This window comes from Microbispora rosea (genome assembly GCF_044460045.1).
In the GTDB taxonomy this organism is placed as follows: domain Bacteria; phylum Actinomycetota; class Actinomycetes; order Streptosporangiales; family Streptosporangiaceae; genus Microbispora; species Microbispora rosea.
In genome coordinates, this window is the sequence record NZ_JBITJO010000006.1 from 56,802 (window position 1) to 83,506 (window position 26,705).

At 70.6% G+C, this 26,705-nt stretch carries 24 protein-coding genes and 1 tRNA gene; 15 read left to right on the forward strand and 10 right to left on the reverse strand.

Going from position 1 to position 26,705, the window contains the following annotated elements; genetic code table 11:
* Positions 1 to 144: 144 nt before the first annotated feature.
* Positions 145 to 1,194, reverse strand: coding sequence for a polysaccharide deacetylase family protein (locus ACIBK1_RS25105; protein WP_030510005.1), 1,050 nt, complete (start codon positions 1,192 to 1,194; stop codon positions 145 to 147).
* A 74-nt stretch (positions 1,195 to 1,268) separates the two neighbouring features.
* Between ACIBK1_RS25105 and ACIBK1_RS25110 the strand changes: the two genes are divergently transcribed.
* Complete coding sequence (locus ACIBK1_RS25110) at positions 1,269 to 2,066, forward strand: DUF2127 domain-containing protein (RefSeq protein WP_051762074.1); 798 nt, start codon at positions 1,269 to 1,271, stop codon at positions 2,064 to 2,066.
* Positions 2,067 to 2,196: 130 nt separating this feature from the next.
* Here ACIBK1_RS25110 and polA read toward each other — a convergent pair whose 3' ends face one another.
* Positions 2,197 to 4,878 (reverse strand): DNA polymerase I, encoded by a 2,682-nt coding sequence (gene polA, locus ACIBK1_RS25115; RefSeq protein WP_076432296.1) that lies wholly within the window; start codon positions 4,876 to 4,878, stop codon positions 2,197 to 2,199.
* Positions 4,879 to 4,975: 97 nt separating this feature from the next.
* Here polA and ACIBK1_RS25120 point away from each other — a divergent pair, with 97 nt between their 5' ends.
* The 6 genes from ACIBK1_RS25120 (at position 4,976) to ACIBK1_RS25145 (ending at position 10,550) form a co-directional block, all read left to right on the forward strand.
* Positions 4,976 to 5,356, forward strand: a complete 381-nt coding sequence (locus tag ACIBK1_RS25120) for a PaaI family thioesterase (protein ID WP_156081054.1) — start codon at positions 4,976 to 4,978, stop codon at positions 5,354 to 5,356.
* A 473-nt stretch (positions 5,357 to 5,829) separates the two neighbouring features.
* Positions 5,830 to 7,116 carry a branched-chain amino acid ABC transporter permease gene (locus ACIBK1_RS25125; protein WP_231514034.1) on the forward strand — a complete coding sequence of 429 codons (1,287 nt, stop codon included), beginning with the start codon at positions 5,830 to 5,832 and terminating at the stop codon, positions 7,114 to 7,116.
* Positions 7,117 to 7,129: 13 nt separating this feature from the next.
* Positions 7,130 to 8,119, forward strand: coding sequence for a branched-chain amino acid ABC transporter permease (locus ACIBK1_RS25130; RefSeq protein ID WP_030510000.1), 990 nt, complete (start codon positions 7,130 to 7,132; stop codon positions 8,117 to 8,119).
* Positions 8,109 to 9,038 carry an ABC transporter ATP-binding protein gene (locus ACIBK1_RS25135; protein ID WP_036407872.1) on the forward strand — a complete coding sequence of 310 codons (930 nt, stop codon included), beginning with the start codon at positions 8,109 to 8,111 and terminating at the stop codon, positions 9,036 to 9,038. The genes ACIBK1_RS25130 and ACIBK1_RS25135 overlap by 11 nt, the downstream gene beginning before the upstream one ends.
* Positions 9,035 to 9,964: an ABC transporter ATP-binding protein gene (locus ACIBK1_RS25140; RefSeq protein ID WP_396738100.1), complete on the forward strand. Its 930-nt coding sequence runs from the start codon at positions 9,035 to 9,037 to the stop codon at positions 9,962 to 9,964. Before ACIBK1_RS25135 ends, ACIBK1_RS25140 begins: the two co-directional genes overlap by 4 nt.
* A 106-nt stretch (positions 9,965 to 10,070) precedes the next feature.
* Positions 10,071 to 10,550: a hypothetical protein gene (locus tag ACIBK1_RS25145; RefSeq protein WP_396738103.1), complete on the forward strand. Its 480-nt coding sequence runs from the start codon at positions 10,071 to 10,073 to the stop codon at positions 10,548 to 10,550.
* A 133-nt stretch (positions 10,551 to 10,683) separates the two neighbouring features.
* Here ACIBK1_RS25145 and ACIBK1_RS25150 read toward each other — a convergent pair whose 3' ends face one another.
* Positions 10,684 to 11,985: an ABC transporter substrate-binding protein gene (locus tag ACIBK1_RS25150; protein ID WP_030509996.1), complete on the reverse strand. Its 1,302-nt coding sequence runs from the start codon at positions 11,983 to 11,985 to the stop codon at positions 10,684 to 10,686.
* A 207-nt stretch (positions 11,986 to 12,192) separates the two neighbouring features.
* Complete coding sequence (locus ACIBK1_RS25155) at positions 12,193 to 12,789, reverse strand: ANTAR domain-containing response regulator (RefSeq protein WP_269321804.1); 597 nt, start codon at positions 12,787 to 12,789, stop codon at positions 12,193 to 12,195.
* 121 nt (positions 12,790 to 12,910) lie between these two features.
* Between ACIBK1_RS25155 and ACIBK1_RS25160 the strand changes: the two genes are divergently transcribed.
* Positions 12,911 to 12,984: transfer RNA gene (locus tag ACIBK1_RS25160), tRNA-Leu, on the forward strand.
* A gap of 355 nt (positions 12,985 to 13,339) precedes the next feature.
* Here the strand turns inward: ACIBK1_RS25160 and ACIBK1_RS25165 are convergent.
* Positions 13,340 to 14,518, reverse strand: a complete 1,179-nt coding sequence (locus tag ACIBK1_RS25165) for a PucR family transcriptional regulator (RefSeq protein ID WP_076432284.1) — start codon at positions 14,516 to 14,518, stop codon at positions 13,340 to 13,342.
* Between the two features lie 187 nt (positions 14,519 to 14,705).
* Between ACIBK1_RS25165 and ACIBK1_RS25170 the strand changes: the two genes are divergently transcribed.
* From ACIBK1_RS25170 to ACIBK1_RS25200, 7 genes are all read left to right on the forward strand, one after another.
* Positions 14,706 to 15,608 carry an ABC transporter ATP-binding protein gene (locus ACIBK1_RS25170; protein WP_396738106.1) on the forward strand — a complete coding sequence of 301 codons (903 nt, stop codon included), beginning with the start codon at positions 14,706 to 14,708 and terminating at the stop codon, positions 15,606 to 15,608.
* Positions 15,596 to 16,492, forward strand: coding sequence for an ABC transporter ATP-binding protein (locus ACIBK1_RS25175; protein WP_396738109.1), 897 nt, complete (start codon positions 15,596 to 15,598; stop codon positions 16,490 to 16,492). The genes ACIBK1_RS25170 and ACIBK1_RS25175 overlap by 13 nt, the downstream gene beginning before the upstream one ends.
* The gene (locus ACIBK1_RS25180; RefSeq protein ID WP_030509991.1) at positions 16,492 to 17,382 is read left to right on the forward strand and encodes a branched-chain amino acid ABC transporter permease; all 891 of its coding nucleotides are present in this window, start codon (positions 16,492 to 16,494) and stop codon (positions 17,380 to 17,382) included. Before ACIBK1_RS25175 ends, ACIBK1_RS25180 begins: the two co-directional genes overlap by 1 nt.
* 199 nt (positions 17,383 to 17,581) lie before the next feature.
* Positions 17,582 to 18,610 carry a branched-chain amino acid ABC transporter permease gene (locus tag ACIBK1_RS25185; protein WP_197042770.1) on the forward strand — a complete coding sequence of 343 codons (1,029 nt, stop codon included), beginning with the start codon at positions 17,582 to 17,584 and terminating at the stop codon, positions 18,608 to 18,610.
* The gene (locus tag ACIBK1_RS25190) at positions 18,571 to 19,860 is read left to right on the forward strand and encodes an ABC transporter substrate-binding protein (protein ID WP_030509989.1); all 1,290 of its coding nucleotides are present in this window, start codon (positions 18,571 to 18,573) and stop codon (positions 19,858 to 19,860) included. The genes ACIBK1_RS25185 and ACIBK1_RS25190 overlap by 40 nt, the downstream gene beginning before the upstream one ends.
* Positions 19,861 to 19,935: 75 nt before the next feature.
* The gene (locus ACIBK1_RS25195; RefSeq protein WP_396738112.1) at positions 19,936 to 21,081 is read left to right on the forward strand and encodes an acyl-CoA dehydrogenase family protein; all 1,146 of its coding nucleotides are present in this window, start codon (positions 19,936 to 19,938) and stop codon (positions 21,079 to 21,081) included.
* Between the two features lie 8 nt (positions 21,082 to 21,089).
* Complete coding sequence (locus tag ACIBK1_RS25200; protein WP_363533662.1) at positions 21,090 to 21,530, forward strand: acyl-CoA thioesterase; 441 nt, start codon at positions 21,090 to 21,092, stop codon at positions 21,528 to 21,530.
* Between the two features lie 13 nt (positions 21,531 to 21,543).
* Here ACIBK1_RS25200 and ACIBK1_RS25205 read toward each other — a convergent pair whose 3' ends face one another.
* The 5 genes from ACIBK1_RS25205 to ACIBK1_RS25225 all read right to left on the reverse strand — a co-directional run bounded on the left by ACIBK1_RS25205 (position 21,544) and on the right by ACIBK1_RS25225 (position 26,685).
* Entirely contained in the window at positions 21,544 to 22,152 is a 609-nt protein-coding gene (locus ACIBK1_RS25205; protein ID WP_051762072.1) for an NAD(P)-dependent oxidoreductase, read from the reverse strand.
* Entirely contained in the window at positions 22,149 to 22,283 is a 135-nt protein-coding gene (locus ACIBK1_RS25210) for a hypothetical protein (RefSeq protein WP_269321803.1), read from the reverse strand. Before ACIBK1_RS25210 ends, ACIBK1_RS25205 begins: the two co-directional genes overlap by 4 nt.
* Positions 22,284 to 22,294: 11 nt before the next feature.
* Entirely contained in the window at positions 22,295 to 22,768 is a 474-nt protein-coding gene (locus ACIBK1_RS25215) for an anthrone oxygenase family protein (protein WP_030509985.1), read from the reverse strand.
* A gap of 126 nt (positions 22,769 to 22,894) precedes the next feature.
* The gene (locus tag ACIBK1_RS25220) at positions 22,895 to 24,700 is read right to left on the reverse strand and encodes an ABC transporter ATP-binding protein (protein ID WP_396738117.1); all 1,806 of its coding nucleotides are present in this window, start codon (positions 24,698 to 24,700) and stop codon (positions 22,895 to 22,897) included.
* Positions 24,701 to 24,888: 188 nt separating this feature from the next.
* Positions 24,889 to 26,685: an ABC transporter ATP-binding protein gene (locus ACIBK1_RS25225; RefSeq protein WP_396738120.1), complete on the reverse strand. Its 1,797-nt coding sequence runs from the start codon at positions 26,683 to 26,685 to the stop codon at positions 24,889 to 24,891.
* Between the last annotated feature and the right edge of the window lie 20 nt (positions 26,686 to 26,705).

A 26,705-nucleotide genomic window follows, 5' to 3' on the forward strand; every position in this document is an offset into this window, starting at 1 on the left:
TCGTTCACCGGATGCTGATTTCCAGGAGCCACCAGATGACCGAGCGCGAGCCCGCTCCGTCCGTGACGCGCGCGAGCCCACAGCGCAGCGATCAGCATATGAGACGGAGCGAGCTGGGTCAATCCGAGGCAACCAGACGGACGCCTAGTAAGTGATCACCGACTTCGCCCGGGCAGGCGAGAGCGTTGCCCGGAGTTTACGCGGCACCGACACGCGGGCCGGATCCCCATCCGACGTATAACGCTCTCCTGGGTGTTTGTCGAGCCAGTCGAGCCAGTAGGTCGTGCACCAGCGCCGGCATTCGCCGTGTTTTCCGTTGGACTGGATCCTCGGGATCGCGTATCGCGGGAAGCTTTTCGCGTACGGCGAAACGGTCGGCTGCGCCCCGGCCAGGAAGACGGCGTCGAAGTGGTAGCGGGTTCCGTCCCAGGTGCCGTCGTGCGCCCTGCTCAGCTTCCTCGGCAGCGACCCGTACGGCAGCGCGAAGGTCGTGGAGGCCGGCACGCCGATCTTCTTCAGCAGCCGCTCCTGCCGGACGATCTGCTCGCCGACCTTCTTGTCCGAGAGCCGGCGGAGATCGGGATGGGAGTAGGTGTGGTTGGCCACCTCGAAGCCGTGGTCGAGCAGCCACTTCACCGCCTGCTTCTGCCGCTCCCGGTCACGCAGCCCGAAGGGGTCGCGGCCGACCCAGAAGGTGGCGGTGGGCCGGAAGTTCGGATACTTCGCCGCGACCTCGAAGATGATGCCCACGGCCGTGTCGTTCTTCGGCATGCCGTTCTGGTCCACGGCGAAGTGGCTGGGGTGGCCGTCGTCGAAGGTCAGGACGACGGGATGGGTCCCGGCCGGGATGTCGATCTTCCTTGCCACCAGTTCGGCCGCGGTGATCGGCACGTAGCCGTCCTTGGCCAGGCGCTCCAGTTCCTTGCGCAGCTGGGCGGGGGTCCGGTCGATGGACGCCAGCCGCTTGGGCAGGATGCGGTGGTACATGATCACGGGCACCAGGCCGGCCTCGTTCGCCTTGACCTTCCTGGCGGACTCGGCGGTCGCCTTCGGCGGGGCCGCGCTGGGCGACGGCGACGGCGACCGCGGCGGCGCCACCCGCACCTGTGACCGTTCCTCGCCCGCGGACCGGGGCAGCAGCACGAGCGCGACAAGACCGATCACGACAACGACGACATTGGCGATTGCAGTCATTCGGGCAACGTTGCGCACAGTTATTTGACCTTACTGCCCGACGTGTCCGCATTCGCGTGTGTTGCAATTTTCCTGTGGACTGGAGCCTGCGTGCCTGCGGGCGGCACGGGCACGTCACCTACGCCCCGGACGAGGAGGCGCTGCGTCGCCGCCTGCGCGCCGATACCTCGCTGGGCGAGGCGTGGCGCTGCCTGCGCTGCGGCGACTTCACCCTGGGCCCGCCACGCGGGGCCGGGCCGGCCGGCGACGCGCCCGTCGTGCTGCGGGGCAGGGCGCTGCGGGACGCGACCGTGCTGCGGCTGATCGCCGTCTTCCGCTGGGCCAAGGCCGTGCTCGTGATCGCGGGAGCGTACGGCGTGTGGCGGTTCCGCGCCCACCACGACGCCGTGCGGCGGGCGTTCGACCAGGACCTCCCGCTGGTCCGGCCGCTGGCCCACCAGTTCGGGTGGAACCTCGACCAGTCGGGAGTCGTGCACACGCTGCGGACCGCGCTGGGCGCGCGGACGACGACCCTCACCTGGATCTTCCTCGCCCTGCTCGCCCTCGCGGCCCTGCTGCTGACCGAGGGGGCCGGCCTGTGGCTGCTGAAGCGATGGGGCGAGTACTTCTCGGTGATCGTCACCTCGGCGTTCATCCCGGTGGAGATCTACGAGATCGCCGAGAAGGTGAGCCCGTTCCGGATCGTGCTCCTCTTGATCAACATCGCGGCCGTGCTGTACATCGCGTTGAGCAAGCGCCTGTTGGGGCTGCGCGGCGGGCGGGCGGCGTACGAGTCCGAGCGGCACCAGGCGAGCCTGCTGGAGGTCGAGCAGGCGGGCCTGGCCCTGGCCGGGCGGGACCACGGGCCCACCCGCCCGACCGGCCACCCCTGACCCGCCGCCCCGTGAGCCGGCCCCGTGAGCCGGCCCTGTGCGACGAGCCCCGTGCGACGAGCCTCGTGTGGTGAGCCTCGTGTGCGGAGCCCGGCGTGCTGAGCCCGGCGAGCCCCGGAACGGGCCGGGGTCAGTGGCCGGCGTCCTCCCAGGTGGTCCCGACGCCCACGCTGACCTCCAGCGGCACGCTCAGGTCGTAGGCCCCGCACATCTGCGTGCGGACGACCTCGGTCAGCTCCTCCAGCTCGCCCGGCGCGACCTCGAACACCAGCTCGTCGTGCACCTGGAGCAGCATGCGGGAGCGCATGCCCTCGATCGCCTTCTGCACGTTCAGCATGGCGACCTTGATGATGTCGGCGGCCGAGCCCTGGATGGGCGCGTTGAGCGCCATCCGCTCGGCCATCTCCCGGCGCTGCCGGTTGTCGCTGGTCAGGTCGGGCAGGTAGCGGCGGCGGCCGAGGATGGTCTCGGTGTAGCCGTCCTTGCGGGCCTGGGCGACGATCGACTCCAGGTAGTCGCGGACGCCGCCGAACTCCTCGAAGTACTCCTCCTTGAGCGCCCTGGCCTCCGCGACGGGGATGTTGAGCTGCCCCGACAGGCCGAAGTCGGACAGGCCGTAGGCCAGGCCGTAGTTCATGGCCTTGATCCGGGCGCGCAGGTCGGCGTCGACCTGCTCCGGGGGCAGGTCGAAGACGCGGGACGCGGTGGCCTGGTGGAAGTCGTGCCCCGACTCGAAGGCCGAGATCAGCGACTCGTCCCGGGACAGGTGGGCCATGATCCGCAGCTCGATCTGGCTGTAGTCGGCCGTCAGCAGCGTGTCGTAGCCCTCCCCCACCACGAAGCCCTTGCGGATGCGCCGGCCCTCGACCGTGCGGATCGGGATGTTCTGCAGGTTGGGCTTCTCGCTCGACAGCCGCCCCGTGGCCGCCACGATCTGGTTGAACGTGGTGTGGATCCGCCCGTCGTCGGCGATCTCCTTGATCAGGCCCTCGACCGTGGTGCGCAGCTTGGTCTGGTCGCGGTGGCGCAGCAGGATCACCGGCAGCTCGTTGTCGGTCTGCTGGGCCAGCCAGGCGAGCGCGTCGGCGTCGGTCGTGTAACCCGTCTTGATCTTCTTGGTCTTGGGCAGGCCGAGCTTGCCGAAAAGGATCTCCTGCAACTGCTTGGGCGAGCCGAGGTTGAACTGCTCGCCGACCGCCTGGTGGGCGGCCTCGACCGCCTGCTTGACGGCCGCGCCGAACTCGGCCTCCAGGGCCGCGAAATACTGCCGGTCGGCGGCGATGCCGGCCCTCTCCACCTGGGCCAGCACCCGCACCAGCGGGAGCTCGACCTCGGTCACCAGCCGGGTGCCGCCGCGCTTGGACAGGTGGGCCTCCAGCGCGTCGGCCAGGTCGCACACGGCCTGGGCGCGCAGCGCCAGGTCCCGGGCCGCGCCCTCGTCGGCGTCCTCGAACAGGGAGGTCTGCCCGCCGGGCGCGGACTCCGCCCGCAGCTCGCGGTGGAGGTAGCGCAGCACCAGGTCCTCCAGCGGGAACGACCGCTGCCCCGGCATCGCCAGATACGCGGCGAGCGCCGTGTCGCAGGTGAGGCCGCGCAGGTCGAGGCCGTGCGCCCACAGCGCGAGCAACGGCCCCTTGGCGTCGTGCACGGCCTTCGGCCGGTTCTCGTCGGCCAGCCAGGCGGCCAGCGCCGCCTCGTCCTCCTCAGTGAGGCGCGTGGGGTCGAGATAGGCGGCGCCGTCCGGTCCGGCGATCGCGACGCCCTCCAGCCCCCCGGTGCCGCTGCCGTAGACGCCCTTGAAGGCCAGCCCGGCGCGGGCCTCGGGAAGGGCGGCCAGCCAGCCGGCCACCTGGCCCGGCTCCAGCACGGTCACCTCGAGCTCGAAGCCCTCGCCCGCCTCCGGCTCGGTGGTGCCGAGGGTCTTGAACAGGCGCTCGCGCAGCTCTCCGCGGATCTGCAGCGCGTCGAGGAGCTTGTTGACCTCCTCGCGGTCCCACAGGCCCATGGTCAGCGCGGCCACCTCGGCGTCGACCGGGGCGTCGCGCTTCAGCTCGGTCAGCATCCGATTGTGGATCACCTGGCCGAGGTGCTCACGCAGCTTGTCGCCGACCTTGCCCTTCACCTCGTCGGCCCGCCGGACCAGCTCGTCGAGCGAGCCGTACTCCACGATCCACTTGGTGGCGGTCTTCTCGCCCACGCTCGGGATGCTCGGCAGGTTGTCGCTCGGGTCACCGCGCAGTGCCGCGAAGTCGGGGTACTGCGCCGGGGTGAGGCCGTACTTCTCCATGACGGCGCCGGGGGTGAAGCGGGTCATGTCGCTGATGCCCCGCCTGGTCATCAGCACCGTGACCTTGTCGTCGACGAGCTGGAGCGCGTCGCGGTCGCCGGTCACGATGAGCACGTTCATGTCCTCGGCGGACGCCCGGGTCGCCAGCGTCGCGATCAGGTCGTCCGCCTCGAAGCCGGGCACCGACAGGCGCGGGATGCGCAGCGCGTCGAGCAGCTCGAAGATGAGCTGCATCTGCCCGCGGAAGTCCTCGGGGGTCTCCGCCCTGTTGGCCTTGTAACCGTCGTACGCCTCGTGCCTGAAGGTCGGCTCGCTCCGGTCGAAGCACACCGCGACGTGACTCGGCTGCTCGTCGCGCAGGATGTTGGCCAGCATCGAGGTGAAGCCGTACACCGCCTCGGTGTGCTGACCGTCGGTGGTCATGAGGTTCGCGTCCTTCAACGCGTAGAACGCGCGATAAGCAAGAGAATGCCCGTCCAGGAGCAGCAGACACGGACGGGTGGGGGTCGCTTCACTCTTCGGCACATCCGCAGCCTAGTCTCCCTGTACGACAGAAACCCGTGCTCTTCCCACAGGAGGCGTCCCCTTGACCTTGACGAATCCCGAGGAGTTCGTGGCGTCGATGAACGCCCCTGGGGACCACCTGCACCAGCGGATGGGCCTCGAAATCCTGGAGGCCAGCGCCGAGCGGGTGGTCGGCCGCATGCCCGTCAAGGGCAACACCCAGCCGCACGGGCTTCTGCACGGCGGCGCGTCCTGCGTGCTGGCAGAGACCCTCGGCTCGACCGGCGCCGCCCTGCACGCCGGCCCGGGCAGGATCGCCGTCGGCATCGAGATCAACGCCACCCACCACCGTTCCGCCACCTCGGGGCACGTCACCGCCGTCGCCACCCGCGTGCACGGCGGGCGCACGCTCGCGACGTACGTCATCGAGATCACCGACGACGAGGGCCGGGCGGTCTGCACGGCCCGCCTGACCTGCATGCTCAGGGACGCCGGCTGAGACCGCGCGGCTCGCGGGCCGCGCTCCCCCGCGGGCCGGCCGGGCAAGCACCACGAAAACCACATACGACGCGTTGGGCCTCATAACGGAACGGCTTGCGACTCTCTTTGCACGGGAGTCGCTCCGGTCGCTACCGTTGTGGCTCCAGAGCCCGTGGGAAGACCGAGTAGACAACGTGCGGAGCCGGGGAAGCTGTGTACGGTCCCAAAGGTCCTCCCACGGGCTCACGCTTTTCCTCGGCGGCGATCCTCCAGCCCCTACAGCAGTGATCCTTCAGTTGACTCCTTACATGCCCTGACCTGCGAAGCCTTTCTCACGTCAGTGACACACCATGGTCACCAATTGGTGACGAACGACCCCGAAACGGGCGTCTCAGGCTTATGCTCCGGCCACAACATCGCAGCAACCTGGACGATGTTGCGCGTCCGCAGTGGGGGCACGACCCCGCCAAGACCTGAACAGAGGGAGCACCATTGCGCAGAGCCGTGATCGCGTTCACGGCCTTCCTGGGTGGACTCGTATTTCTCCTCTCCTCCCCCGCCTGGGCGGACGGGGAGGCGTTGAAGGGCACACTCCAAAACCAAGGCCAGCCGGTGAACGGCGTGAAGATCAGCGTGGCAGGCGAAGACGGCAAACCCGTCGGAGACGCCACCACGGGTTCGGACGGCAAGTGGGAGGTGCCGGTCCCCGAGGCGGGCACATACAAGGTCACACTTGACCAGTCGACGCTCCCGCAAGGGGTCGGGCTGAAGTTCAAGGACCGGGCCACCCTGAACGTCCAGGTCTACGAGGGAAGCGAGCGCAACGTCCTGTTCGCCCTCGCCCCCGCCGGCCAGCAGGGCGGGGGCGCCGCGCAGTCCTCGTCGGACTCCTCCTCCTTCTGGGACCGGGTCGCCCAGCTCACCTTCGAGGGCTTCAACCTCGGGCTCATCATCGCCCTCGCGGCCATGGGCCTGTCCCTGGTGTTCGGCACCACCGGGCTCACCAACTTCGCCCACGGCGAGTTGCTCACGTTCGGCGCGATGTGCGCCTACTTCTTCAACGTGGTCCTGGGAATCCCGCTCATCCTCGCCGCGGTGATCTCGGTGGTGATCGGCGGGGTCTTCGGATACACCCAGGACCGGTTCTTCTGGGGAGTGCTGCGCAAACGGGGCAGCAGCCTGGTCGCGATGATGATCATCTCGATCGGCCTCGCCCTCTTCCTCCGCTACGTCTTCCTGTTCTTCTTCGGCGGCGAGGGCGCTCCGTTCGCGGACTACAACGCCCAGCCCGGCATCCAGGTGGGCCCGATCTCCGCCGCGCCGAAGAACTTCATCGCGATGGGCATCGAGCTCGCCGTGCTCGTGATCGTCGGGCTCGCGCTCCTCAAGACGCGCGTCGGCAAGGCGGCCAGGGCCGTCGCCGACAACCCCGCGCTGGCGGCCTCCTCCGGCATCAACGTCGACGGCGTCATCCGGATCATCTGGACCGTCGGCGGCGCCGTCGCGTCGCTCGCGGGCGTCATGCTCGGCCTGTCGCAGAACGTCAGCTACCAGATGGGCTTCCAGATCCTGCTGCTCGTCTTCGCGGGAGTCACCCTCGGCGGCCTCGGCACCGCCTTCGGCGCCCTCGTCGGCTCCATCGTCGTCGGCCTGTTCATCCAGCTGTCCACCGTCGTGGTGCCGACCGAGCTGAAGACCGTCGGCGCGCTGCTGGTGCTCATCCTCGTCATGCTCTTCCGGCCACAGGGCATCCTCGGCCGGCGCGAGCGCATCGGCTGATCGGAGACCACACGTGGACTGGAACACCATTTTCGTCACCACGGTCAAGGCCTCGATCGGCCTGGAGACCGTCGTCTACGCGCTCGCCGCGATCGGCGTCAACATCCAGTTCGGCTACGCCGGGCTGCTGAACTTCGGTCAGGCGGCCTTCCTCGGCGTCGCCGCCTACGGCATGGCCGTCACCGTGGCCACCTTCCACCTGCCGTTCTGGCTCGGCATCCTGATCGGGCTGGCGGCCACGATCGTGCTGGCGTTCCTGCTGGGCATCCCCACCCTGCGCCTGCGCGCCGACTATCTCGCCATCGTCACCATCGCGGCGGCCGAGATCGTCCGGCTCATCTTCAGGTCGGTCAAGTTCAGCAGCGTCTTCGGCGGCTCGGACGGCCGGCAGAACTTCTCCGGCGACTTCTTCGCGATGAACCCCTACTCCCCCGGCACGTACGGCATCGGCCCGATCAGCTTCAACGAGCGGGTGACGTGGGTGCTGACCGTCGGCTGGGTGCTCATCGCGATCGCCTGCGGGCTGGTCTACCTGCTCATGAAGAGCCCCTGGGGCCGCGTGCTCAAGGCCATCCGCGAGGACGAGGACGCCGTGCGCAGCCTCGGCAAGAACGTCTTCTCCTACAAGATGCAGGCGCTCGTGCTCGGCGGCGTGGTCGGCTGCCTCGGCGGCTTCCTGTTCGCGCTCGGCCAGGCGTCGGTGCAGCCCGACCTGTTCAGCACGGAGTTCACCTTCTACGCGTACACGATCGTGATCCTCGGCGGCGCGGCCCGCGTCTTCAGCCCCGTCGTCGGCGCCGCGATCTTCTGGGTGCTGCTGGTCTTCGTCGGCAACACGCTCAGCGAGGCCGTGAGCGCCGGGCTGCTCCCCTCGTTGTTCACCGTGAACAACATCGGCGCGGTCCGCTTCATGCTGGTCGGTCTCGGCCTGATGCTCCTGCTCATCTTCCGGCCGCAGGGCATCTTCGGTGACAAGAGGGAGATCGCGCTCGATGCACGCTGACACCACCCCGGGCAGGAAAGCGGCGGCGCTGGCCGCCTTCGCGGGCCTCGACCAGGAGCCCGGCGTGCCCAAGCCCGATCCCATCCTCGTCGTCGACAAGGTCGTACGCCGGTTCGGCGGCCTCACCGCCGTCGACGTCGACCACGTGGAGGTCCAGCGCGGGTCGATCACTGCGCTGATCGGCCCGAACGGCGCCGGCAAGACCACGTTCTTCAACCAGCTCACCGGCTTCGACAGCGCCGACGAGGGGTCCTGGGCGTTCAACGGCAAGCAGCTCAAGGGCGTGCCCGCCCACCGGGTGGCCCGTGCGGGCATGGTCCGCACGTTCCAGCTCACCAAGGCTCTGTCGAAGCTCACCGTGATGGAGAACATGCGTCTCGGCGCGCAGAACCAGCGCGGCGAGAACTTCTTCCGCGCGCTGGTCCCGGGCAGCTGGCGCCGTCAGGAGGACGAGATCACCGAGCGCGCCGAGGAGCTCCTTGAGCGCTTCAAGCTCGACGCCAAGCGCGACGACTTCGCCGGCTCGCTGTCCGGCGGCCAGCGCAAGCTGCTGGAGATGGCGCGCGCCCTCATGGTCGGCCCCGAGCTGGTCATGCTGGACGAGCCCATGGCGGGTGTGAACCCGGCCCTGACCCAGTCGCTCCTCGGGCACGTGAAGGACCTGCGCGAGGAGGGCATGACCGTGCTCTTCGTGGAGCACGACATGGACATGGTCCGCGACATCAGCGACTGGGTGATCGTGATGGCCCAGGGCGCCGTGATCGCGGAAGGGCCGCCGGACACCATCATGTCGGACCCGCGCGTGATCGACGCCTACCTGGGCGCCCACCACGACGCGCCGATGTCCAGCGAGGAGTTCGAGGAGCAGCTGCAGGAGGCCGAGGCCGAGCTGGAGTCCGAGATCGAGGAGAAGGCATGAGCGCCCCCACGCCGGAGAACCCCGCAGAGCCGGACCGCACGCCCACGCCGGACGAGGCCGACCGGCAGGACCGCACCGGCACGCCGGATGTCGCCACGGCGGACGGCGGCGTGCCCGCGCCCGTCGCGGCGGCGGACGAGGACGGCGCCGAGCCCGTCTCGGGGGCGGCCGTCGTCGACCGCTCCGACCACCTCGCCGGAGCCGAGAACGCGCTGCTGCGGGCCGACGAGCTGTACGCCGGCTACATCCCCGGCGTCAACATCCTCAACGGCACCGACCTGTACGTGAAGAAGGGCGAGCTGATCGGCATCATCGGCCCGAACGGCGCCGGCAAGTCGACCCTGCTGAAGACCCTGTTCGGGCTCGTGCCGGTGCGCAGCGGCTCGGTCACCCTGAACGGCGAGGACATCACCAGCCTCAAGGCGCACTCGCTCGTGGCCCGCGGGGTCGGCTACGTCCCGCAGACGAACAACGTCTTCCCCAGCCTCACCATCGAGGAGAACCTGGAGATGGGCGCCTATCAGGTGCCCGGCAAGTTCAAGGAGCGGTTCGAGTTCGTCTGCGAGATCTTCCCCGCCCTCCGGGAGCGCCGCAAGCAGCGCGCCGGCTCGCTGTCCGGCGGTGAGCGGCAGATGGTCGCCATGGGCCGGGCGCTCATGACCGAGCCGTCGGTCCTGCTCCTGGACGAGCCGTCCGCGGGTCTGTCGCCCAAGCTGCAGGACCTGGTCTTCATCCAGGCCCAGCAGATCAACAAGGCCGGCGTGACCGTGATCATGGTGGAGCAGAACGCGCGCCGCTGCCTGCAGATCTGCCACCGCGGCTACGTGCTCGACCAGGGCCGCAACGCCTACATGGCCAGCGGTCGCGACCTGATCAACGACCCGAAGGTCATCCAGCTCTACCTGGGCACGCTCGCCCGGGCCTGAGCCGCTCGCACGAGGGCCCCGGCGGAGGGATCCGCCGGGGCCCTCGTCGTATGTCTGTGACCTGATCTCCATCTGATCGGCGACCGCGGGGGCGACAATGGGCCGTATGACCCGAACCCCCCTCCGCACGGCACTGGTCGCCTCGGCGCTCGCGGTGGGCCTGTCCGCCTGCCAGTCGCCGTCCCCGGAGCCCGACGCGTCGCCGGGCGCCGTTGTCTCGTCCATGAGCACCGTGTACGGGAAGACCAGCGGCGCGGTCTACGTCACCGGCGCGAAGGCCGGAGACGACCCCTGCGCCCGCGTGGTGTCCGCCATCGGCTATCTGGGGCTGTCGCTGCTGCCGGCGGGGCAGGAGGACGCCCAGCACTGGGACGGGGACGTACGCGGCCGTTTCGGCTATCTGCGCGGCACCCTGTCGATGTACGGCCCGCACCTGCCGGCCTCCGCCTCGGCCGCCGTCACGACCATCGACGGGCTCGCCGAGACCCTGTCCCGGGCCGGCACGGCCGGTTCCCTGCGTACGGACCTGCTCCGCCGGTATCGCAAGGCGTCCGCCGCCGTCCTCACCGCCTGCGGCCGTTCCTGACCCGCCAGGGCCGTTCCTGACCCGCCACGGCCATTCCTGACCCGCGGCGAGACGCCTGCTTCTCCACGTCCCAGCAAGCTCCTGGGACGCGGAAAGGGCCCGCTCCATGGGAGCGGGCCCCTCGTGCTCGCTATCAGCCGGCGATCTTGCCGGTGTTGAAGGCGATGTTCTTGTTGGTGTTGTCGGCGCCGTACTCGTAGATGCCGATCGTCGCCTCGGCCGGGTCACCGGCCTCGTTGAACTCGATCGGGCCGGACGCGCCGTCGAAGTCGATGTCCTTGCCCGCCGTCAGCAGGTCGTTGCAGGACTTGAAGTCCTTGCACTTCTCCCCGCCGGTGGAGACCTCGGCCAGGTGGGCCGCGATGTCCGCGGGCGCGTCGCTCTTGGCGGCGATCGCCGCGAGCGCGGTCAGGATCGTCGCGTCGTACGACTCGGGACCGTAGTTGTAGTCCTTCAGGTTCGGGTCGATCGTCTTCAGCTTGGCCTTGAAGTCGTCCGAGACCTGGGCGCCCGGCTGGGTGCCCTTGGCGCCGTCGAGCGTGCCCTTGGGGAAGCCGTCCTTGCCCGTGCCGTAGTTGGACAGGTTGCCGTCGACGAAGTAGTACTTCACCTTCTTGGCGGTCAGGCCCTGCTTGACGAGCTCAGGAATGATCTTCTTGGTCTCGTCGAAGCCGATCAGCGCGACGGCCTTCGGGTTGGCTTCCTTGATCTTGGCGACGTCCGCCGAGTAGTCGGCCGCCTTCGGGTCGTAGATGACCTTCTCCACGACCTGGCCGCCGCCGCCCTCGACCGCCTTCTGCACGTTGTCCGCGAGGCCGGTGCCGTACGCGTCCTGGAGGGCCAGGATGCCGACCGTGTCGTTGCCGTCGGCGAGGATGAGGTCGCCGAGGACACGGCCCTGCAGCACGTCCGGCGGAGCCGTACGGAAGTACAGGCCCTTGTCGTTGTACGTGGTGAACTGGTCCGAGGTGTTCGCCGGCGAGATCTGGACAACGCCCGCACCGGTGATCTTGTCGATGACCGACAGCGACACCGAGGACGAGGCGGCACCGATGACCACGTCGGCCTTCTGCTGCAGCAACTTGTCGACAGACTGGGACGCAATGTTGGTCGACGTGTCACCCGAGTCGGTGTCGATCTGAGTCACCGGCTTGCCGAGGACACCACCGGCGTCGTTGATCTCCTTGACCGCCAGCCCGACACCCGCGAACTCCGGCGGGCCGAGGAAGGCGAGCGAGCCGGTCTGCGGCAGCAGCGTGCCGACGGTGAGAACGCCATCGCCCTGGGCGGTGGCGGCAGCGGGTGCCGAGGACTCGGCCGCCGGCGCCGAGGAAGCCGGCGCGGCGCTGTCCTCACCACCGCCACAGGCCGTCAGCGCGAGGCTGGCGGCTGCGGCGACGGCCAGCGCCCGCCCGAGGGGGGCAATGCGGATCATGAAGCATCTCCTTCATCCAGGCCCGGGAATCGTCAGCGCTCCCGACTGGTCCCGATCGAATGGCTGAAAGGTACATAGGCGGGGCATGCCCCGACCAGGGATGCATCAGAACTGTCCGCACTTGGATGCGGAGTCGTAATAACTCCTCAACTTAGCGGGACGGCCCCTGACCAGGAGTCTTCTTCTCCGCGATCAGCAGGGCGACGATCAGGCGGGTGGCTGGACCTCGCCGCCGTTCTCGTTGACCACGACCTGGGCCACCTGGCGCATGCTCATGCGCCGGTCCATCGACGCCTTCTGGATCCACCGGAAGGCCTGCGGCTCGGTCCACCCGTGCTGGGCCATGAGCAGGCCCTTCGCCCGTTCCACGAGCTTCCTGGTCTCCAGCCGCTCCGACAGCGTGGAGACCTCCTTCTCCAGCGCGGCGAGCTCCTCGTGCCGGCTGACCGCCATCTCGATGGCCGGCACCAGGTCGCCCTTGGTGAACGGCTTGACCAGGTAGGCCATCGCGCCCGCGTCCCTGGCCCGTTCGACCAGGTCGCGCTGCGAGAACGCGGTGAGGATGAGGCACGGCGCTATGCGTTCCGAGACGATGCGCTCGGCCGCGGAGATCCCGTCGAGCACGGGCATCTTGACGTCCAGGATCACCAGATCTGGGCGGAGCTCCACGGCGAGTTTGACCGCCGTCTCGCCGTCGCCGGCCTCGCCGACCACGGCGTAACCGTCCTCTTCGAGCATCTCCTTCAGGTCGAGGCGGATCAGCGCCTCGTCTTCCGCGATCACCACTCGCCGCTGCGTACTCACGCACAAGAGGTTACCGACGTCCGCTACATTAGGACCACGGCAGGGGATGCCCTAAGCGATCTCGAAGCAAGATCGACTGCTGTGTGGTACCCATTGCCAAAACCGGACAAATCCGGAAATAGCCCCGATAGACCAATCGGCAGAGTCGATGGCCTCAAAATCCATTCAGTGTGGGTTCGAATCCCACTCGGGGCACTTGCGCCAAAAGTGGCCCCCTGAGAAGCCACCAGGACGACGAGGGGGCGTGGTCGCGCTCCAGCTGTATGCGGTGACATACTGTGACCGCCGGACCCCGCTGGGGTCGCGGAAGTGAGGCCGGGACCTCCCGATGGAATCGGGCGCCCGGCCTTCGCGGTTTCCGGCTTCGCGGTTTCCAGACCGGACACCACGAGGAACGGTCACAGGAACTCGATCATCTGCCGGATGATGTCGAAGCTCTCACCGTCGCCGCCGAGCCACCACACGACGCTGCCCACGAGTAACGCCAAGAGAGCCACAGTGGGCCAGATGATACGCGCTGTAACCGGCACGTCACCCTGAATGCAAGAGATCAGGTGCCGGGGAGGAGACGGACGGCGTCGAGGGCGAGGGAGAGCTCGACGACGTCCAGGGGACGGGCCAGCGACCGGCCGGTGAGCTGCTCGATGCGGCGCACGCGGTTGAAGACGGTGTTGCGGTGGCAGTAGAGCTCGACCGCCGCCCGGACGGCCGATCCCTCGCAGCGCAGCCACGCCTCCAGTGTCGCGAGCAGCACGCCGCCGTCGGGCGAGGCGATGATCGGGCCGAGGACGCCGCCCGCGAGGTGCCCGGCCAGCTCCGGCTGGCAGACCACCAGGGCGGCGGGCAGCCGCCGGTCGAGCCGCGCGATCTCCGGCGCGGTCCCCGAGCAGGTGCGCATGGCCACCTCCGCCAGCCGGCGGGCCGTGCCGAGGTCGGCGAGGCTCTCCACCACCGGGCTGACGCCGGCGCTCGCGCAGACGACCGGGGTGATCGCGGCCACCAGGTCGTCCAGCTCCCGGTCGCCGAGGTACACCACGGCCATCTCCAGGTCCGGGCGCATGCGCCACAGGAAGCGCAGCCCGCCGATCTCGTCGGGGCGGTGCACCCGGTCGGGCTGCGCGGGCAGCCGCGTTGTGACGACCGCATAGCGGCCGTGCTCCGGCAGGCCGAGTGCCCCGGCCGCCACGCCCGCCACCGCCGGGTCGGCGCGGCCCTCCAGGAGCGCGTCGAGCATGGCGTTGACGCGCTGGTTGGTCCGCCCGAGCAGCTCGTTCTCCCGGCGGCGGTAGGCGTCGGCCGCCGCCACGGCCTGGCGGTCGATGGCGTGCCACACGTGGGTGGCGCTGCGCAGCAGGGCGGGCAGCCGCTCCTGGCCCTGGTCGCCGATGATGTCGATGACGCCGTTCCAGGTGACCTGCGCGGCCAGGCGGTAGCTGCGCATGAGGGAGTCCAGCGGGAGCCCGAACTCGGCCCGCCTGCGCCCGACCGTCTGGGCGTACGCGACGTCGCGCCGCTCGTGCCGGGGCTGCAGGATCGCGGTGATGCCCACGCGCAGCCCCTCGTGGGTGCTCTTCCAGTGGTCCTCGAAGGGGACCGTCATGCGGTAGGCCTCGTCGCTGTCCCTGCCGCGCTTCACCAGCTCGTCGGCGAGCTCGGGGAGCCGTTCCAGCAGGCCTGCGGCGGAGGTCCGCAGCAGTTCCCGGACCTCGGCGTCCGTCCTGGACCTCATGCCCCGAATGTGCCAGCCGTCAGCGTCCGGAACAAGGTTCGGTTTTCGTTTCGTGATGCGGGATTGTGCTGGAGCACAGGGCACGACCGGCGGGCATGGGCTGGGGTCCCGACTTGACCTCCGGCGCTGGACGGCCCTCGACCACGGTGGGTTGGGTGTGCCTTCATCGAAGTCACAGGAGGCGCGGATGTCTGGTGAGGCGGGCCCGGAGACCGGCGGCCCAAGGAGCGAGGGCCCGCGGATCACGGCCCCCGAGAAGACCGGCGGCCTCGAGATCAGGGGCCTGGAGGTGCGGTACGGCCCCGTACGCGCCCTGCGGGGCGTCCACCTGTCCGTGCCCTGGGGTGCGGTGGCCGCGGTGCTCGGCGCGAACGGCGCGGGTAAGACGACGCTGCTGCGGGCCGTCTCGGGGACGCTGCGATTCCACCGAGGCGCGATCACGTCGGGGACGGTCGCCTTCGGCGGGTCCCGGCTCGACGGAGTGCCGGCCGCGGCCGTCGTGCGGCGCGGCGTGGTCCAGGTGCCGGAGGGGCGACGGGTGTTCGCCCGGATGACGGTGGCCGAGAACCTCCGCGCCGGAGCGCTGGGCGTGCCGGGCAGGCGCGCGGCGACGGCCCGTGAGCGGGTGCTCGACCTCTTCCCGGTGCTGGCCGAGCGGGCGCACCAGCGGGCGGGCCTGCTGTCGGGCGGCGAGCAGCAGATGCTGGCGATCGGCCGGGCGCTCATGGCCGGGCCGTCGCTGCTGCTGCTCGACGAGCCCACGCTCGGGCTCGCGCCGCTGATGGCGGCCCGGATCGCCGACACCGTGCGGCAGATCAACGCCCAGGGGATGTCGGTGCTGCTGGTGGAGCAGAACGCGGCCATGGCGCTCGCGCTGGCCGAGCGGGCGTACGTGCTGGAGGTCGGCGAGGTGGCGCTGTCGGGACCGGCGGCGGACCTGGCGGCCAGCGACGAGGTGCGCCGCCGCTATCTCGGTGTCGGCGCGACCGATACAGACCGACCGGTCGGTACCGAGCCCGGCTCCGCCCCGGAAGAGCATGAGAGGCCCGCGAGGCACGAGAGGACCAGGCTGGCGAGATGGACGGCATGACCCACCGCCGCGGCGAGCCGCGCGCACACCCGACGAGGCGGCGACGCATACCCCTCAGAAACCAACCGGTCGGTACGGCCGTCGGCGACGGCCCGGCGGAACTCGTGGTCAGCGAGGTGACGGTGCGCTTCGCCGGGCTCACCGCCCTCGACGCGGTGAGCTTCACCGTGGCCCCCGGCAGCGTGCACGCGCTGATCGGCCCGAACGGCGCGGGCAAGTCCACCTGCTTCAACGTGCTGTCGGGCGTCTACCGCGCCACCTCGGGCGGCGTGCGCTTCGGCGGCGCCGAGCTGACCTCGCTGCGCCCGCACCAGGTGGCCGCGCTGGGCGTGGCGCGGACGTTCCAGAACATCGCCCTGTCGCCGCACCTGACGGTCCGCGACAACCTCATGCTCGGCCGGCACCGCCTGACCCGTGCCGGCTTCGTCTCGGCCGGCCTGCGGCTGCCCACGGCGAGGCGCGAGGCCGTACGGCACGGCGCGCGCGTGACGGAGATCGCGGAGTTCGCGGGCGTCGGCGACGCGCTGTCCATCCCGGTGGGGCTGTTGCCATACGGCGTGCAGAAGCGGGTGGAGCTGGCCCGGGCGCTGTGCATGGAGCCGCGGCTGCTCCTGCTGGACGAGCCGGTGGCGGGGATGAACGGCGGCGAGCGGCGGGAGATGGCCGGCCTCATCGAGTCGGTGCGCGAGAGCCTCGGCATCTCGATCCTGCTGGTCGAGCACGACATGGGCGTGGTCATGCGGATCGCCGACGCGGTGACCGTGCTCGACTTCGGCAGGCGGATCGCGGACGGGCCGCCCGAGGAGGTCCAGCGCGACCCCGAGGTGATCCGCGCCTATCTCGGCGACTTCGGCCGCCCCTCCGGTGAGCGGGGGCAGGCGTGATGGCGGTCTTCCTGGAGTTGCTCGTCAACGGCATCTCGGTCGGAGCCGTGTACGCGCTGATCGCGCTCGGCTTCGTGGTGATCTTCAAGGCGACCGAGGTCGTCAACTTCACGCATGCGTCGCTGCTGCTGGCCGGCGGCTACGTGATCGCCCGGCTGCACCCGCTGATCGGGTTCTGGGCGGCGCTGGCGGCCGGGATCGCCGCGGCGGCCCTGGTCGGCGCGCTGGTGGAGTTCCTGATCCTGCGCCGGGCGCACGTCGGCTCGCGCGGCGTGCTGGCCATCGTCACGATCGGCGTGGACATCCTGCTGACGACCGAGCTCACCCGCCGGATCGGCACCGAGGTGCTCGCCCTCGGCGACCCCTGGGGCGACCGGGTGCTGCGCCTCGGCCCGGTCACGGTCGCCGAGACCCGCGTCGTCGCCCTCGCGGTCGCCGCCGCGCTGATCGTGGCGTTCCTGCTCGCCTTCAAGTTCACCGGCTGGGGCGTGGCGATGCGCGCGACGGCCGAGGACGCGGAGACCGCCGCGCTGATGGGCGTGCGGCTCGGCCGGGTCTCGCTCAGCGCGTGGGCCGTCGCCGGGGCGCTGGCCGCGGTCGCGGCGATGTTCCTGTGCGTCTTCCCCACGCCGGGCCTGGACCGGGGTACGGCCGCGGCGGCGATGAAGGCGTTCCCCGCCGCCATCCTCGGCGGGCTCGACTCGACCACCGGCGCGCTGGCCGGCGGGCTGATCGTGGGCGTCACCGAGACGCTGATGAGCGGCTACCAGAGCGAGCTCGCCTTCCTGGGCCGCGGCATCGGCGACGCGGCGCCGTTCCTCGTGATGATCGTGATCCTGCTGCTGCGGCCCTCCGGGCTGTTCGGCACGAAGGAGCCGGCCCGTGTCTGAACCCACGCCCACGGCGGCGACGCCCGGACGCGACTCGCCCGCAGCAGGGACTCCCGAGCCCGGCGCGCCCGCCCCCAGCACGCCCGCCCTCAGCACGCCCGCCCTCAGCACGCCCGCCCTCAGCACGCCCTGGCCCGCGCGTGGCACGGCACAACCCCTCCGGGCCGTGCTGCGGCTCGCGGTGCTCGCGGTGTCCGTCATGGTGTCCGTCGCGGTGCCCTTCTACCTGGAGGGGTTCTGGCTGCAGGCGGGGCTGTTCGCGATGTCCGCGGCGATCGGCGCGATCGGGATCAACCTGCTCACCGGGGCGACCGGGCAGCTGTCCCTGGGGCACGCCTTCTTCCTCGCGGTCGGGGCGTACTCCTACGTCTTCCTGTCGACCGACCTGGGGCTGCCGACGCCGCTCGCGGCCGTGGCCGCGGTGATCGTCGCGGGGGTGTCCGGCGGCCTGTTCAGCCCGATCGCCGGCCGCCTCAGGGGCGCCTACCTGGGCATCGCCACCCTCGCCCTGATCTTCGTCGGCCAGCACATCCTGTTCAACGCGGAACCGGTGACCGGCGGCTTCAACGGACGGCCGGTGCCGCCGATGGAGCTGTTCGGCCTCGTCTTCGCCGACACTCCGGAGCTCGTGGTGCTGAACGTGCCGTTCGGTTCGCTCGAACGGCTGTGGTTCCTCGGGATCGCGCTGCTCGCGGGCGCGGCCGTGTTCGCCAGGGGCGTGCTGCGCGGCCGTCCCGGGCTGGCGATGAACACGATCAGGGACCACGAGATCGCCGCGGGGGTGATGGGCGTGCCCGTCGCCCGATACCGCGCGGGCGTGTTCGTCCTGTCGTCCATGTACGGCGGGCTCGCCGGGGTGCTCGTCGCCCTGGTCTTCCAGCAGGTCGTGCCGGACTACTTCGGCATGCTGCTGTCGCTCGACTACCTCGCGATGATCGTGATCGGCGGCCTGGGGTCGGTCGCCGGGGCGGTCGCCGGGGCCGCGTTCGTCTCCCTGCTCCCCCAGCTGCTCACGCGCTACAGCGACGCCCTGCCGCTGGTGGCCGAGCCGGGTTCCGGCGGGGTCTCCCCCGCCGAGGCCGCGCGGATCCTCTACGGCGCCGCCGTCGTCGCGGTGGTGCTGTTCCTGCCCGGCGGTCTGGCCGGGCTCGCCACGCGGCTCGGCCGCGTTCGACTCAAGGAGCTCAGATGGGCAAAATCGGCACCCGCGCCGGCGTCGCGGCGTTAGCCCTGCTGTCCCTGGCCGTCGCGGCCTCGGCGGCGGGATGCGCGAGCGGCAAGGCCACGGGCGGTGGCGGAGGCGAAGGCGCCGGAGCGGCCGGCGGTGACGGAGTCAAGACCGGCCCCGGCGTCACGGCCACCACGATCACCGTGAGCGCGCTCACCGACCTGACCGGTCCGTACGCGTCGTTCGGCAAGAGCCAGACGCAGGCGCAGCAGCTGTACTTCGACCAGGTCAACGCCGCCGGCGGGGTCTGCGGCCGCAAGTACGAGCTGGTCGTCCGCGACCACGGCTACGACACGCAGAAGGCCGTGGCCGCCTACACCGAGGTCGCGCCCAAGTCGGCGGCGATCGCGCAGTTCATCGGCTCCCCGATGATCACGGCGCTGAAGCAGCGCATCGACGGCGACAAGCTGCTCACGATCCCGATGGCGTGGGCGACCACGCTGCTCGGCAGCCGGGCCATCCAGGTGACCGGCACGACGTACGACGTGGACATGATCAATGCCGTCGAGTTCCTCACGAAGGAGAAGGGGATCACGTCCGGCGACAAGATCGGGCACCTGTACTTCGAGGGCGACTACGGCGAGAGCTCGCTCAACGGCTCGAAGTACGCCGCGGGCAAGCTCGGCCTGCAGATCGTCGAGCAGAAGATCAAGGCGACCGACCAGGACATGAGCGCCCAGGTGGCGGCGTTCAAGGCGGCCGGGGTGAAGGCCGTCCTCGTCTCGGTGGGGCCCCGGCAGACGGCCTCGCTGGTCGGCGTGTCCCTGGCCAAGGGGATGGACGTGCCGTTCGTCGGCAGCAACTCGGCCTACTCTCCGCAGCTCCTCGCGACCCCGGCCGGGCCGGCCCTGCTGAAGGACTTCTACTACGTGTCGGCGGGGACGCCGGTCAGCGCCGGGAACGCGGCGATGCAGCGGCTGGTGGCCGACTACCAGGCGAAGTATCCCGGCGAGACGCTCGACAGCGGCGTGCCCACCGGCTGGAGCGCCGCGATGATCGTGGACGAGGCGATGAAGAAGGCGTGCGAGGCCAAGGACCTCACCCGGGACGGCGTACTGAACGCGCACCGCTCGCAGTCGGGCTTCGGCGGCGACTTCGGCACGCCGATGGACTTCACGTTCTTCGACAAGCCGGCCTCCCGGTCGTCCTACGTGCTCAAGCCCGACAAGGCGGCGCTCGGCGGCGCGGTGGTCTTCAGGGAGGCGGAGGTCTCCGGGCTGGCGAAGGACTACCCGGTTCCGGTGGGCTGAGGGGCGACGGCCGCCGCGTCCGCGCCGGAGGTGACTCGCTAGAGTCCCTCTACCGAATAATCGTCTGGAGAATCGATGCGACGCACCATTTACGGCGAGGACCACGAGGCCTTCCGCGACTCCGTGCGGCAGTTCGTGATCCGCTCGGTCGCCCCGAGGGCCGAGGAGTTCATCGAGCGCCGGCTGATCGACCGCGAGGTGTGGCGGGAGGCCGGACGGCAGGGACTCCTCGGCCTTGAGGTCCCCGAGGAGTACGACGGCGCGGCGGCGGGCGACTACCGCTTCAACGCCGTGCTCATCGAGGAGCTGGCCGGGGTCGGCATGGCTCTGGCGTCCAGTTTCGGCATCCACTTCGACGTGGTCGCGCCCTACCTGGTGGACCTGACGACGGACGAGCAGAAGAAGCGCTGGCTGCCGCCGTTCTGCTCGGGAGAGCTGATCACCGCGATCGGCATGACCGAGCCGGGCGGCGGGTCGGACCTGGCGGCGCTGCGCACCACCGCCGTCAGGGACGGCTCCGACTGGATCATCGACGGCTCCAAGACGTTCATCACGAACGGCTACCAGGCCGGCCTCGTCGTGGTGGCGGCGCGGACCAGCCCGGAGAAGCGGGCCAAGGGCATCACGCTGTTCGCGGTCGAGGAGGGCATGCCCGGCTTCCACCGGGGGCGCAAGCTCGACAAGATCGGCCAGCCGGAGGCCGACACGGCCGAGCTGTTCTTCGAGGGCGTGCGGGTGCCGGCCGCCAACGTGATCGGCGAGGTGGACCGGGGGTTCGTCGCCATGATGGAGCGCCTCCCCCAGGAACGGCTCGGCAGCGCCGTCACCAACCTCGCCCACGCCGCCGCCGTGCTCGCTGAGACCATGTCGTACGTGAAGGAGCGCAGGGCGTTCGGCCAGGCGATCGGCAGCTTCCAGTACAACAAGTTCACCCTCGCCGACCTGGTGACGAAGGTGGAGGTGACCCGGGCGTACGTCGACCAGTGCGTGGCCGCCCACACCGCCGGGGAGCTGACGGCGATCGACGCGGCCAAGGCCAAGATGTGGACCGCCGAGGTGCAGAACCAGGTGATCGACGCCTGCGTGCAGCTCTACGGCGGCTACGGCTACATGAAGGAGTATCGGGTGGCGCGGGCCTGGGCGGACGCCAGGGTGACCCGGATCTGGGCGGGGTCCAACGAGATCATGCGCGAGATCATCGGGCGGGACCTCGGACTGTGAACGGGGCTGTGAACGGGCCTGTGAACGACCGGGCGGCGTATCGCCACTGGCATGACGTGCCCACCCGCTGGAAGGACAACGACGTCTACGGGCACGTCAACAACGTCGTGCACTACTCGCTGATGGACACCGTGATCAACACCTGGCTGATCGAGGAGGCCGGGCTGGACATCCACGAGGGCCCGGCGATCGGGCTGTGCGTGGAGTCGCGCTGCTCCTACCGCGCCTCGGTGTCCTTCCCGCAGGTGATCAGCGTGGGGCTGCGGATCGGGCACCTCGGCCGATCCAGCGTCCGCTACGAACTCGCCCTGTTCGCCGGGGACACGCTGGTCGCCGAGGGCGACTTCACGCACGTCTTCGTGGACCGGCACACCCGCCGCCCCGTCGAGATCGGCCCGCCCCTGCGCCCCGCCATGGAACGCCTGCTCCTCCCCTCGCCCCCGGCGTGACCGTGTGGCCGGCTCAGCGGCCTTGGACGTTGACCGCCACGCGGCTCAGGTGACCCTCCTGGGCGATGTCCAGAAGAGTGGTCGCCACGTCCGCCCTGGTCAGGGAACGCGGCGTGCCCAGCAGCTCGCGGCGGATCACGGCCGTCCCGGTGGCGGGCCGGTCGGTGAGCCGGGTCAGCCTGACGATGGTCCAGTCCAGGTCGCCGGTGGTCACGGCCTGCTCCAGGTCGCGGGCGTCGGCGTACTGGGTGGCCAGCAGGCGGTGCAGCAGCCAGATCAGCAGGAACGGCCTGCGGGCGACGATCGGGTAGGGAGTGGTGACGATCAGCCGCTCCACCCCGGTCTCGGTCATGGCCCGCATGACGGTGCGGGTGGCCTCGGCCGCGCGATGCGGGTCGCGGCTGTCGCCGCCGTTGATGATGGAGATCACCGCGTCCGCGTCCGCCACCGCCGTGCGCATCTTCTCCAGGTCTCGGCCGTCGCCCTCGACGACGGCGTGCGGCCGCGCCTCCAGGGCCGCGGCGTTGCGGGTGAAGGCGGTGACACGGTGACCGCGGCGCAACGCCTCGGCCAGGACGTAGCGCCCGGTGCGGCCGGTGGAGCCGATGAGGGTGATGTTCACGGCGTCACCGTCCGGATGATCGAGCCGACGCGCCGCACCCGTGCGTCGGACGCGACCCGGGCACGCAGGTGAGCCTCGGTCCGCGGGGTCGGATCCTTGCTGGTCAGGACGGTCATGGTGGAACGGAACATGGGCGTTCTCCTCAGCGGCCGGAGGGCCGATGGACGACGGCGATGGTGATGATCAAGGCGAAGGCGGCCAGCGCGGTCAGGGTGCGCAGGTCGTGGAACAGCTCCCACCGCCGGAAGACCTCGGCGTAGCCGTCCGGCACCGGACCCGCGGCCCATTCCCGGAACCGCGCGTGCAGCGGGACGTTGCCGAACACGGTGACGAGCAGCGAGGTCAGCGCCAGCGCACCGGCACCGAGCGCCAGCACGCGCACCCGGCCGCGACCGGCGATCGCCAGACCGAAGGTGGTGAGGATGGCCAGCGCCATCGCGCTCTGCATGATCGGCTCGTTGACCTTCATCATCGTGGTGTGGAAGGTCAGGCGCACATCCAGCGGAACGGCCCCGAACGTGGGGATCACGTTGGCCGCGCCGTACCCGAACGCGCCCGCGAGCAGGCCGGTGGCCAGCAACGCCGCCCCGTGGATATACCTCTGTGGGGTTTCCATGACTGCCAATCGTCGTCCGGCCGGAGCCCGGCGGCGTCCCACCCACGGAGTCATCTGCCGCTACCCCACCGGGATCAGCCCGGCCGGCCGGGCTAAGACCCCGGGAGTAGCCGGCGACGGCAGAGGTCAGGCGAGACTGTCGAGCCAGGCACGGTGGAGACGGGCGAACCGGCCGGCGCCGGCGATCAGGCGGTCCGGCGGGCCGTCCTCCACGATCCGGCCGTGCTCCATGACGAGCACCCGGTCGGCGATCTCCACGGTGGACAGACGGTGGGCGATGATCAGCGCGGTCCGGTCGGCGAGGATCGTCCGCAGTGCCCGCTGGACGAGGCGCTCGCTGGGCACGTCGAGGCTGGAGGTGGCCTCGTCCAGGATCAGCACGGCCGGATCGGCGAGGAACGCCCGGGCGAACGCGACGAGCTGGCGCTGCCCCGCCGACATGCGTCCGCCGCGCTTGCCGACCTGCGTCTCGAATCCGTCCGGCAGCGCGGAGACGAACGTGTGGGCTCCGATGGCCTCCGCGGCCCGCTCGATCTCCGAATCCGGCGCGCCGGGCCGCCCGAACCGCACGTTGTCGGCGACCGTCCCGCTGAACAGGTAGTTCTCCTGGGTGACCATCACCACATGGCGGCGCAGCGCGTTCTCGTCCAGGTCGCGCAGGTCCACGCCGTCGAGCAGCACCCGTCCGGCGACCGGGTCGTGGAACCGGGCGATGAGCTTGGCCAGGGTGGTCTTGCCCGCGCCCGTGGTGCCGACGACGGCCACGGTCTGCCCTGCCGGGATCTCCAGGTCGAGCAGCGGCAGCACCGGCGGGCCGCTGGGATAGGCGAACCGGACGGCCTCGAAACGCAGCGCCCCCGCGGCGCGCGGCAGCGGCACCGGGCGGCGGGGCGGGGCCACCGAGGGCCGCTCCTCCAGCACGCCCGACAGCTTCTCCAGCGCCGCCCCGGCCGACTGCAGCGCGTTGTAGAACTGCGAGATCTCCTGCATCGGCTCGTAGAACTGGCGCAGATAGAGCAGGAACGCCGCGAGCACGCCGACCGTGACCGTGCCGCGCAGCGCCAGCAGGCCGCCGTACAGCAGGACGGCGGCGACGGTGAGGTTGCCGATCAGCTTGATGCCGGGCATGAACACGGCGACCAGGCGCATGCCCCGCGTGTTGGCGACGCGGTAGTCCGCGTTGAGCCGCTCGAAGATCTCCTGGTTGCGCGGCTCCCGCCGGAACGCCTGCACCGCCCGGATCCCGGTCATCGACTCCACGAAGTGCACGATGACCAGCGCCACCGCCTCCCGCGTACGGCGGTAGGTGACGCTCGACTGGCGGCGGAACCACCGGGTGAACAGCAGCAGGACCGGCAGCGGCAGCAACGCCACCAGGCCGAGGCGGACGTCGAGCACGAGCAGCATGACCGCGGTGCCGCACAGCGTGAGCACGGCCGTGACCAGGCCGTCGAAACCGGAGTCGAGCAGTTCGGCGATCGCGTCCACGTCGGAGGTGAGCCGGGAGATGACCCGCCCCGAGGTGTACTTCTCGTGGAACGACAGCGACAGGCGCTGGAAGTGGTCGAAGACCCGGCGGCGCAGCTCCAGCAGGATGTCCTGCCCGATCCGGCCCGACATCTGCAGGAACGCCTGCCGGGTGAGCGCCTGGGTGAGCGTGGCGGCCAGCACCGCGCCGACGATCGCGAGCAGCGTGCCCGCGCCCTGCCCCCGCAGCATCGGCGGGATCCCGTCGTCGATGCCCGCCTTCACGAGGTACGGCAGGGCCAGCCCGGCGGCGTTGGACACCACGATGACCGCCGTGAGCACGGCGATCGCCCGGCGGTGCGGGCGCAGCAGGTCGCCGAGCAGGCGGCGCGACCGGGTGCGCAGCAGCAGGGAGACCCGCTCGGAGATCTCGTCCCGGCTCTCGGCGGCGACCCCGCGCCACACGGTGTCCCCCGCTTCGCTCGTCGAGGCGCTCTTATCCGCGGGGGTCGTGCCGGAGACGCGCGGTGAGCGCTTCCCTCGTCGCGCTTGGTCGCTCCGCTCCCGCGCGCTCCTCAGTCCAGACCGGCGGCGCGCCTCTCCGACTCGCTCGGTGTTCCCCGCTTCGCCTCCGCCGTCAGCGGTCCCTTGGGTCATCGCATCGATCCCTCGGGGTCGAGATCGGCGTCCTGGGCGAGCAGTTCGCGATACTCCGGCACGGCCGACAGCAGGTCGCCGTGGCGGCCGATGTGGGTGACGGTGCCGTCGCGCAGCAGCGCCACCCGGTCGGCGAGCAGCACGGTCGAGGCGCGGTGCGCAACGACGATGCCGGTCGCCTCGGCGAGCACCCGCCGCAGCGCCTCCTCGACCAGCGCCTCGGTCTCCACGTCGAGCGCCGACAGGGTGTCGTCGAGGACGAGCACCCGCGGCCTGCCGAGGACCGCCCTGGCCAGCGCGAGCCGCTGCCGCTGACCGCCCGACAGCGACATCCCCTGCTCTCCGATACGCGTGTCGAGCCCCCACGGCAGGTCGTAGACGAACGTCGCCTGCGCGATCTCCAGGGCCTGCCTGATCTCCTCCTCGGCGGCGTGCCCGTGGCCGAGCGTCACGTTCTCGCGGACGCTCATCGAGAACAGCGTCGGCTCCTCGAACGCCGTGGCCACCACCGAGCGCAGCGAGGTCAGCGACAGGTCCCGCACGTCGTGCCCGTCCACGGTGACGCGGCCGGAGGTGACGTCGAGCAGGCGGGGCACGAGCGCGGTGAGCGTCGTCTTGCCCGACCCGGTGGCCCCCACGAGAGCGACGGTCTCCCCCGGCCGCACCTCCAGCCACACGTCGCGCAGCACCGGCCGGTCGGCGCCGGGGAAGCGGAACCCGACGCCCTCGAAGCGCACGTGGCCGCGCGGGCGCTCGATCACGCCCGGGCCGCCGCTGATCGCGGGCACCGTGTCGAGCACCTCGACCACCCGGTCGGCCGAGGTCATGGCCTCCTGGCCCATGGCGAGGATGTAGCCGAGCGAGGCGACGGGCCAGACGAGCTGGAGGACCAGCGTGGTGAAGGCGACCAGGGTGCCGAGCGTCAGCGCGCCGGCGCCGACCGCGATCGCGCCGAGCAGCAGGATCAGGGCGAGCGTGACGTTCGGCACGACTTCGAGGAAGGTGAAGAACCGGGAGGCCAGCCGCACCTTCGCCAGCGAGGTGCGGCGAATGTCGCGGGCGGCGGCGGCGAAGTTCGCGAAGACGTGCTCACGCCGCCCGAACGCCTTGACCGTGCGGATTCCCACGGCCGACTCCTCGACCAGCGTGGCGAGGTCGCCCTGCTGGTCCTGCACCTGACGGGAGATGACGATGTAGCGCCGTTCGAACCGCAGCGACAGGATCACGACCGGGACGGCGGAGACGGCGACGAGCAGGCCGAGCGGCCAGTACATCCGCAGGAGCACCACGGTGACCGCGGTGAGCTGCAGGATGTTCATGATCAGGAAGAGCATGCCGAAGCCGAGGAACCTGCGGATCGCCGACAGGTCCGTCGTCGCCCTGGAGAGCAGCTGGCCCGACTGCCATCCGTCGTGGAAGCTCATCGGCAGCCGCTGGAGGTGCCGGTAGAGGTCGTCCCGGATCGCGGTCTCGAGGCCGAGGACCGGCCCGGCCTGGGACCAGCGGCGGACGAACGTGAGAACGGCCTCGGCGACGCCGAGGCCGAGGGCCAGCAGCCCGAGCGGGACCAGCCCGCCGAGGTCCCCGTGGGCCACCGGGCCGTCGATGATCTCCTTGCTCACCAGCGGGATCACCGTGCCCGCGGCGATCCCGAGCAGCGCGGCGATCCAGGACACCACCAGGCTGGGCACGTACGGACGCAGATAGGACCGCAATCGCCACAGCGAGCGCCATGGCGACCGGTGACCAGCGCCGTCGCTCGCGTCGGGCCCGGGTTCCTGAGGGGAGTCCATCAACGGGCGCAGCGCTCCTC

What these genes read in the sequence shown, in the direction of transcription:
- ACIBK1_RS25150 (WP_030509996.1), bottom strand. Translation starts at nt 11,985, where the DNA reads ATGATCCGCATTGCCCCCCTCGGGCGGGCGCTGGCCGTCGCCGCAGCC.
- ACIBK1_RS25140 (WP_396738100.1), top strand. Translation starts at nt 9,035, where the DNA reads ATGAGCGCCCCCACGCCGGAGAACCCCGCAGAGCCGGACCGCACGCCC.
- ACIBK1_RS25215 (WP_030509985.1), bottom strand. Translation starts at nt 22,768, where the DNA reads ATGGAAACCCCACAGAGGTATATCCACGGGGCGGCGTTGCTGGCCACC.
- ACIBK1_RS25175 (WP_396738109.1), top strand. Translation starts at nt 15,596, where the DNA reads ATGGACGGCATGACCCACCGCCGCGGCGAGCCGCGCGCACACCCGACG.
- ACIBK1_RS25185 (WP_197042770.1), top strand. Translation starts at nt 17,582, where the DNA reads ATGGTGTCCGTCGCGGTGCCCTTCTACCTGGAGGGGTTCTGGCTGCAG.
- ACIBK1_RS25225 (WP_396738120.1), bottom strand. Translation starts at nt 26,685, where the DNA reads ATGGACTCCCCTCAGGAACCCGGGCCCGACGCGAGCGACGGCGCTGGT.
- ACIBK1_RS25210 (WP_269321803.1), bottom strand. Translation starts at nt 22,283, where the DNA reads ATGTTCCGTTCCACCATGACCGTCCTGACCAGCAAGGATCCGACCCCG.
- ACIBK1_RS25120 (WP_156081054.1), top strand. Translation starts at nt 4,976, where the DNA reads ATGAACGCCCCTGGGGACCACCTGCACCAGCGGATGGGCCTCGAAATC.
- ACIBK1_RS25195 (WP_396738112.1), top strand. Translation starts at nt 19,936, where the DNA reads ATGCGACGCACCATTTACGGCGAGGACCACGAGGCCTTCCGCGACTCC.
- ACIBK1_RS25180 (WP_030509991.1), top strand. Translation starts at nt 16,492, where the DNA reads ATGGCGGTCTTCCTGGAGTTGCTCGTCAACGGCATCTCGGTCGGAGCC.
- ACIBK1_RS25105 (WP_030510005.1), bottom strand. Translation starts at nt 1,194, where the DNA reads ATGACTGCAATCGCCAATGTCGTCGTTGTCGTGATCGGTCTTGTCGCG.
- ACIBK1_RS25190 (WP_030509989.1), top strand. Translation starts at nt 18,571, where the DNA reads ATGGGCAAAATCGGCACCCGCGCCGGCGTCGCGGCGTTAGCCCTGCTG.
- ACIBK1_RS25170 (WP_396738106.1), top strand. Translation starts at nt 14,706, where the DNA reads ATGTCTGGTGAGGCGGGCCCGGAGACCGGCGGCCCAAGGAGCGAGGGC.
- ACIBK1_RS25165 (WP_076432284.1), bottom strand. Translation starts at nt 14,518, where the DNA reads ATGAGGTCCAGGACGGACGCCGAGGTCCGGGAACTGCTGCGGACCTCC.
- ACIBK1_RS25145 (WP_396738103.1), top strand. Translation starts at nt 10,071, where the DNA reads ATGACCCGAACCCCCCTCCGCACGGCACTGGTCGCCTCGGCGCTCGCG.
- ACIBK1_RS25135 (WP_036407872.1), top strand. Translation starts at nt 8,109, where the DNA reads ATGCACGCTGACACCACCCCGGGCAGGAAAGCGGCGGCGCTGGCCGCC.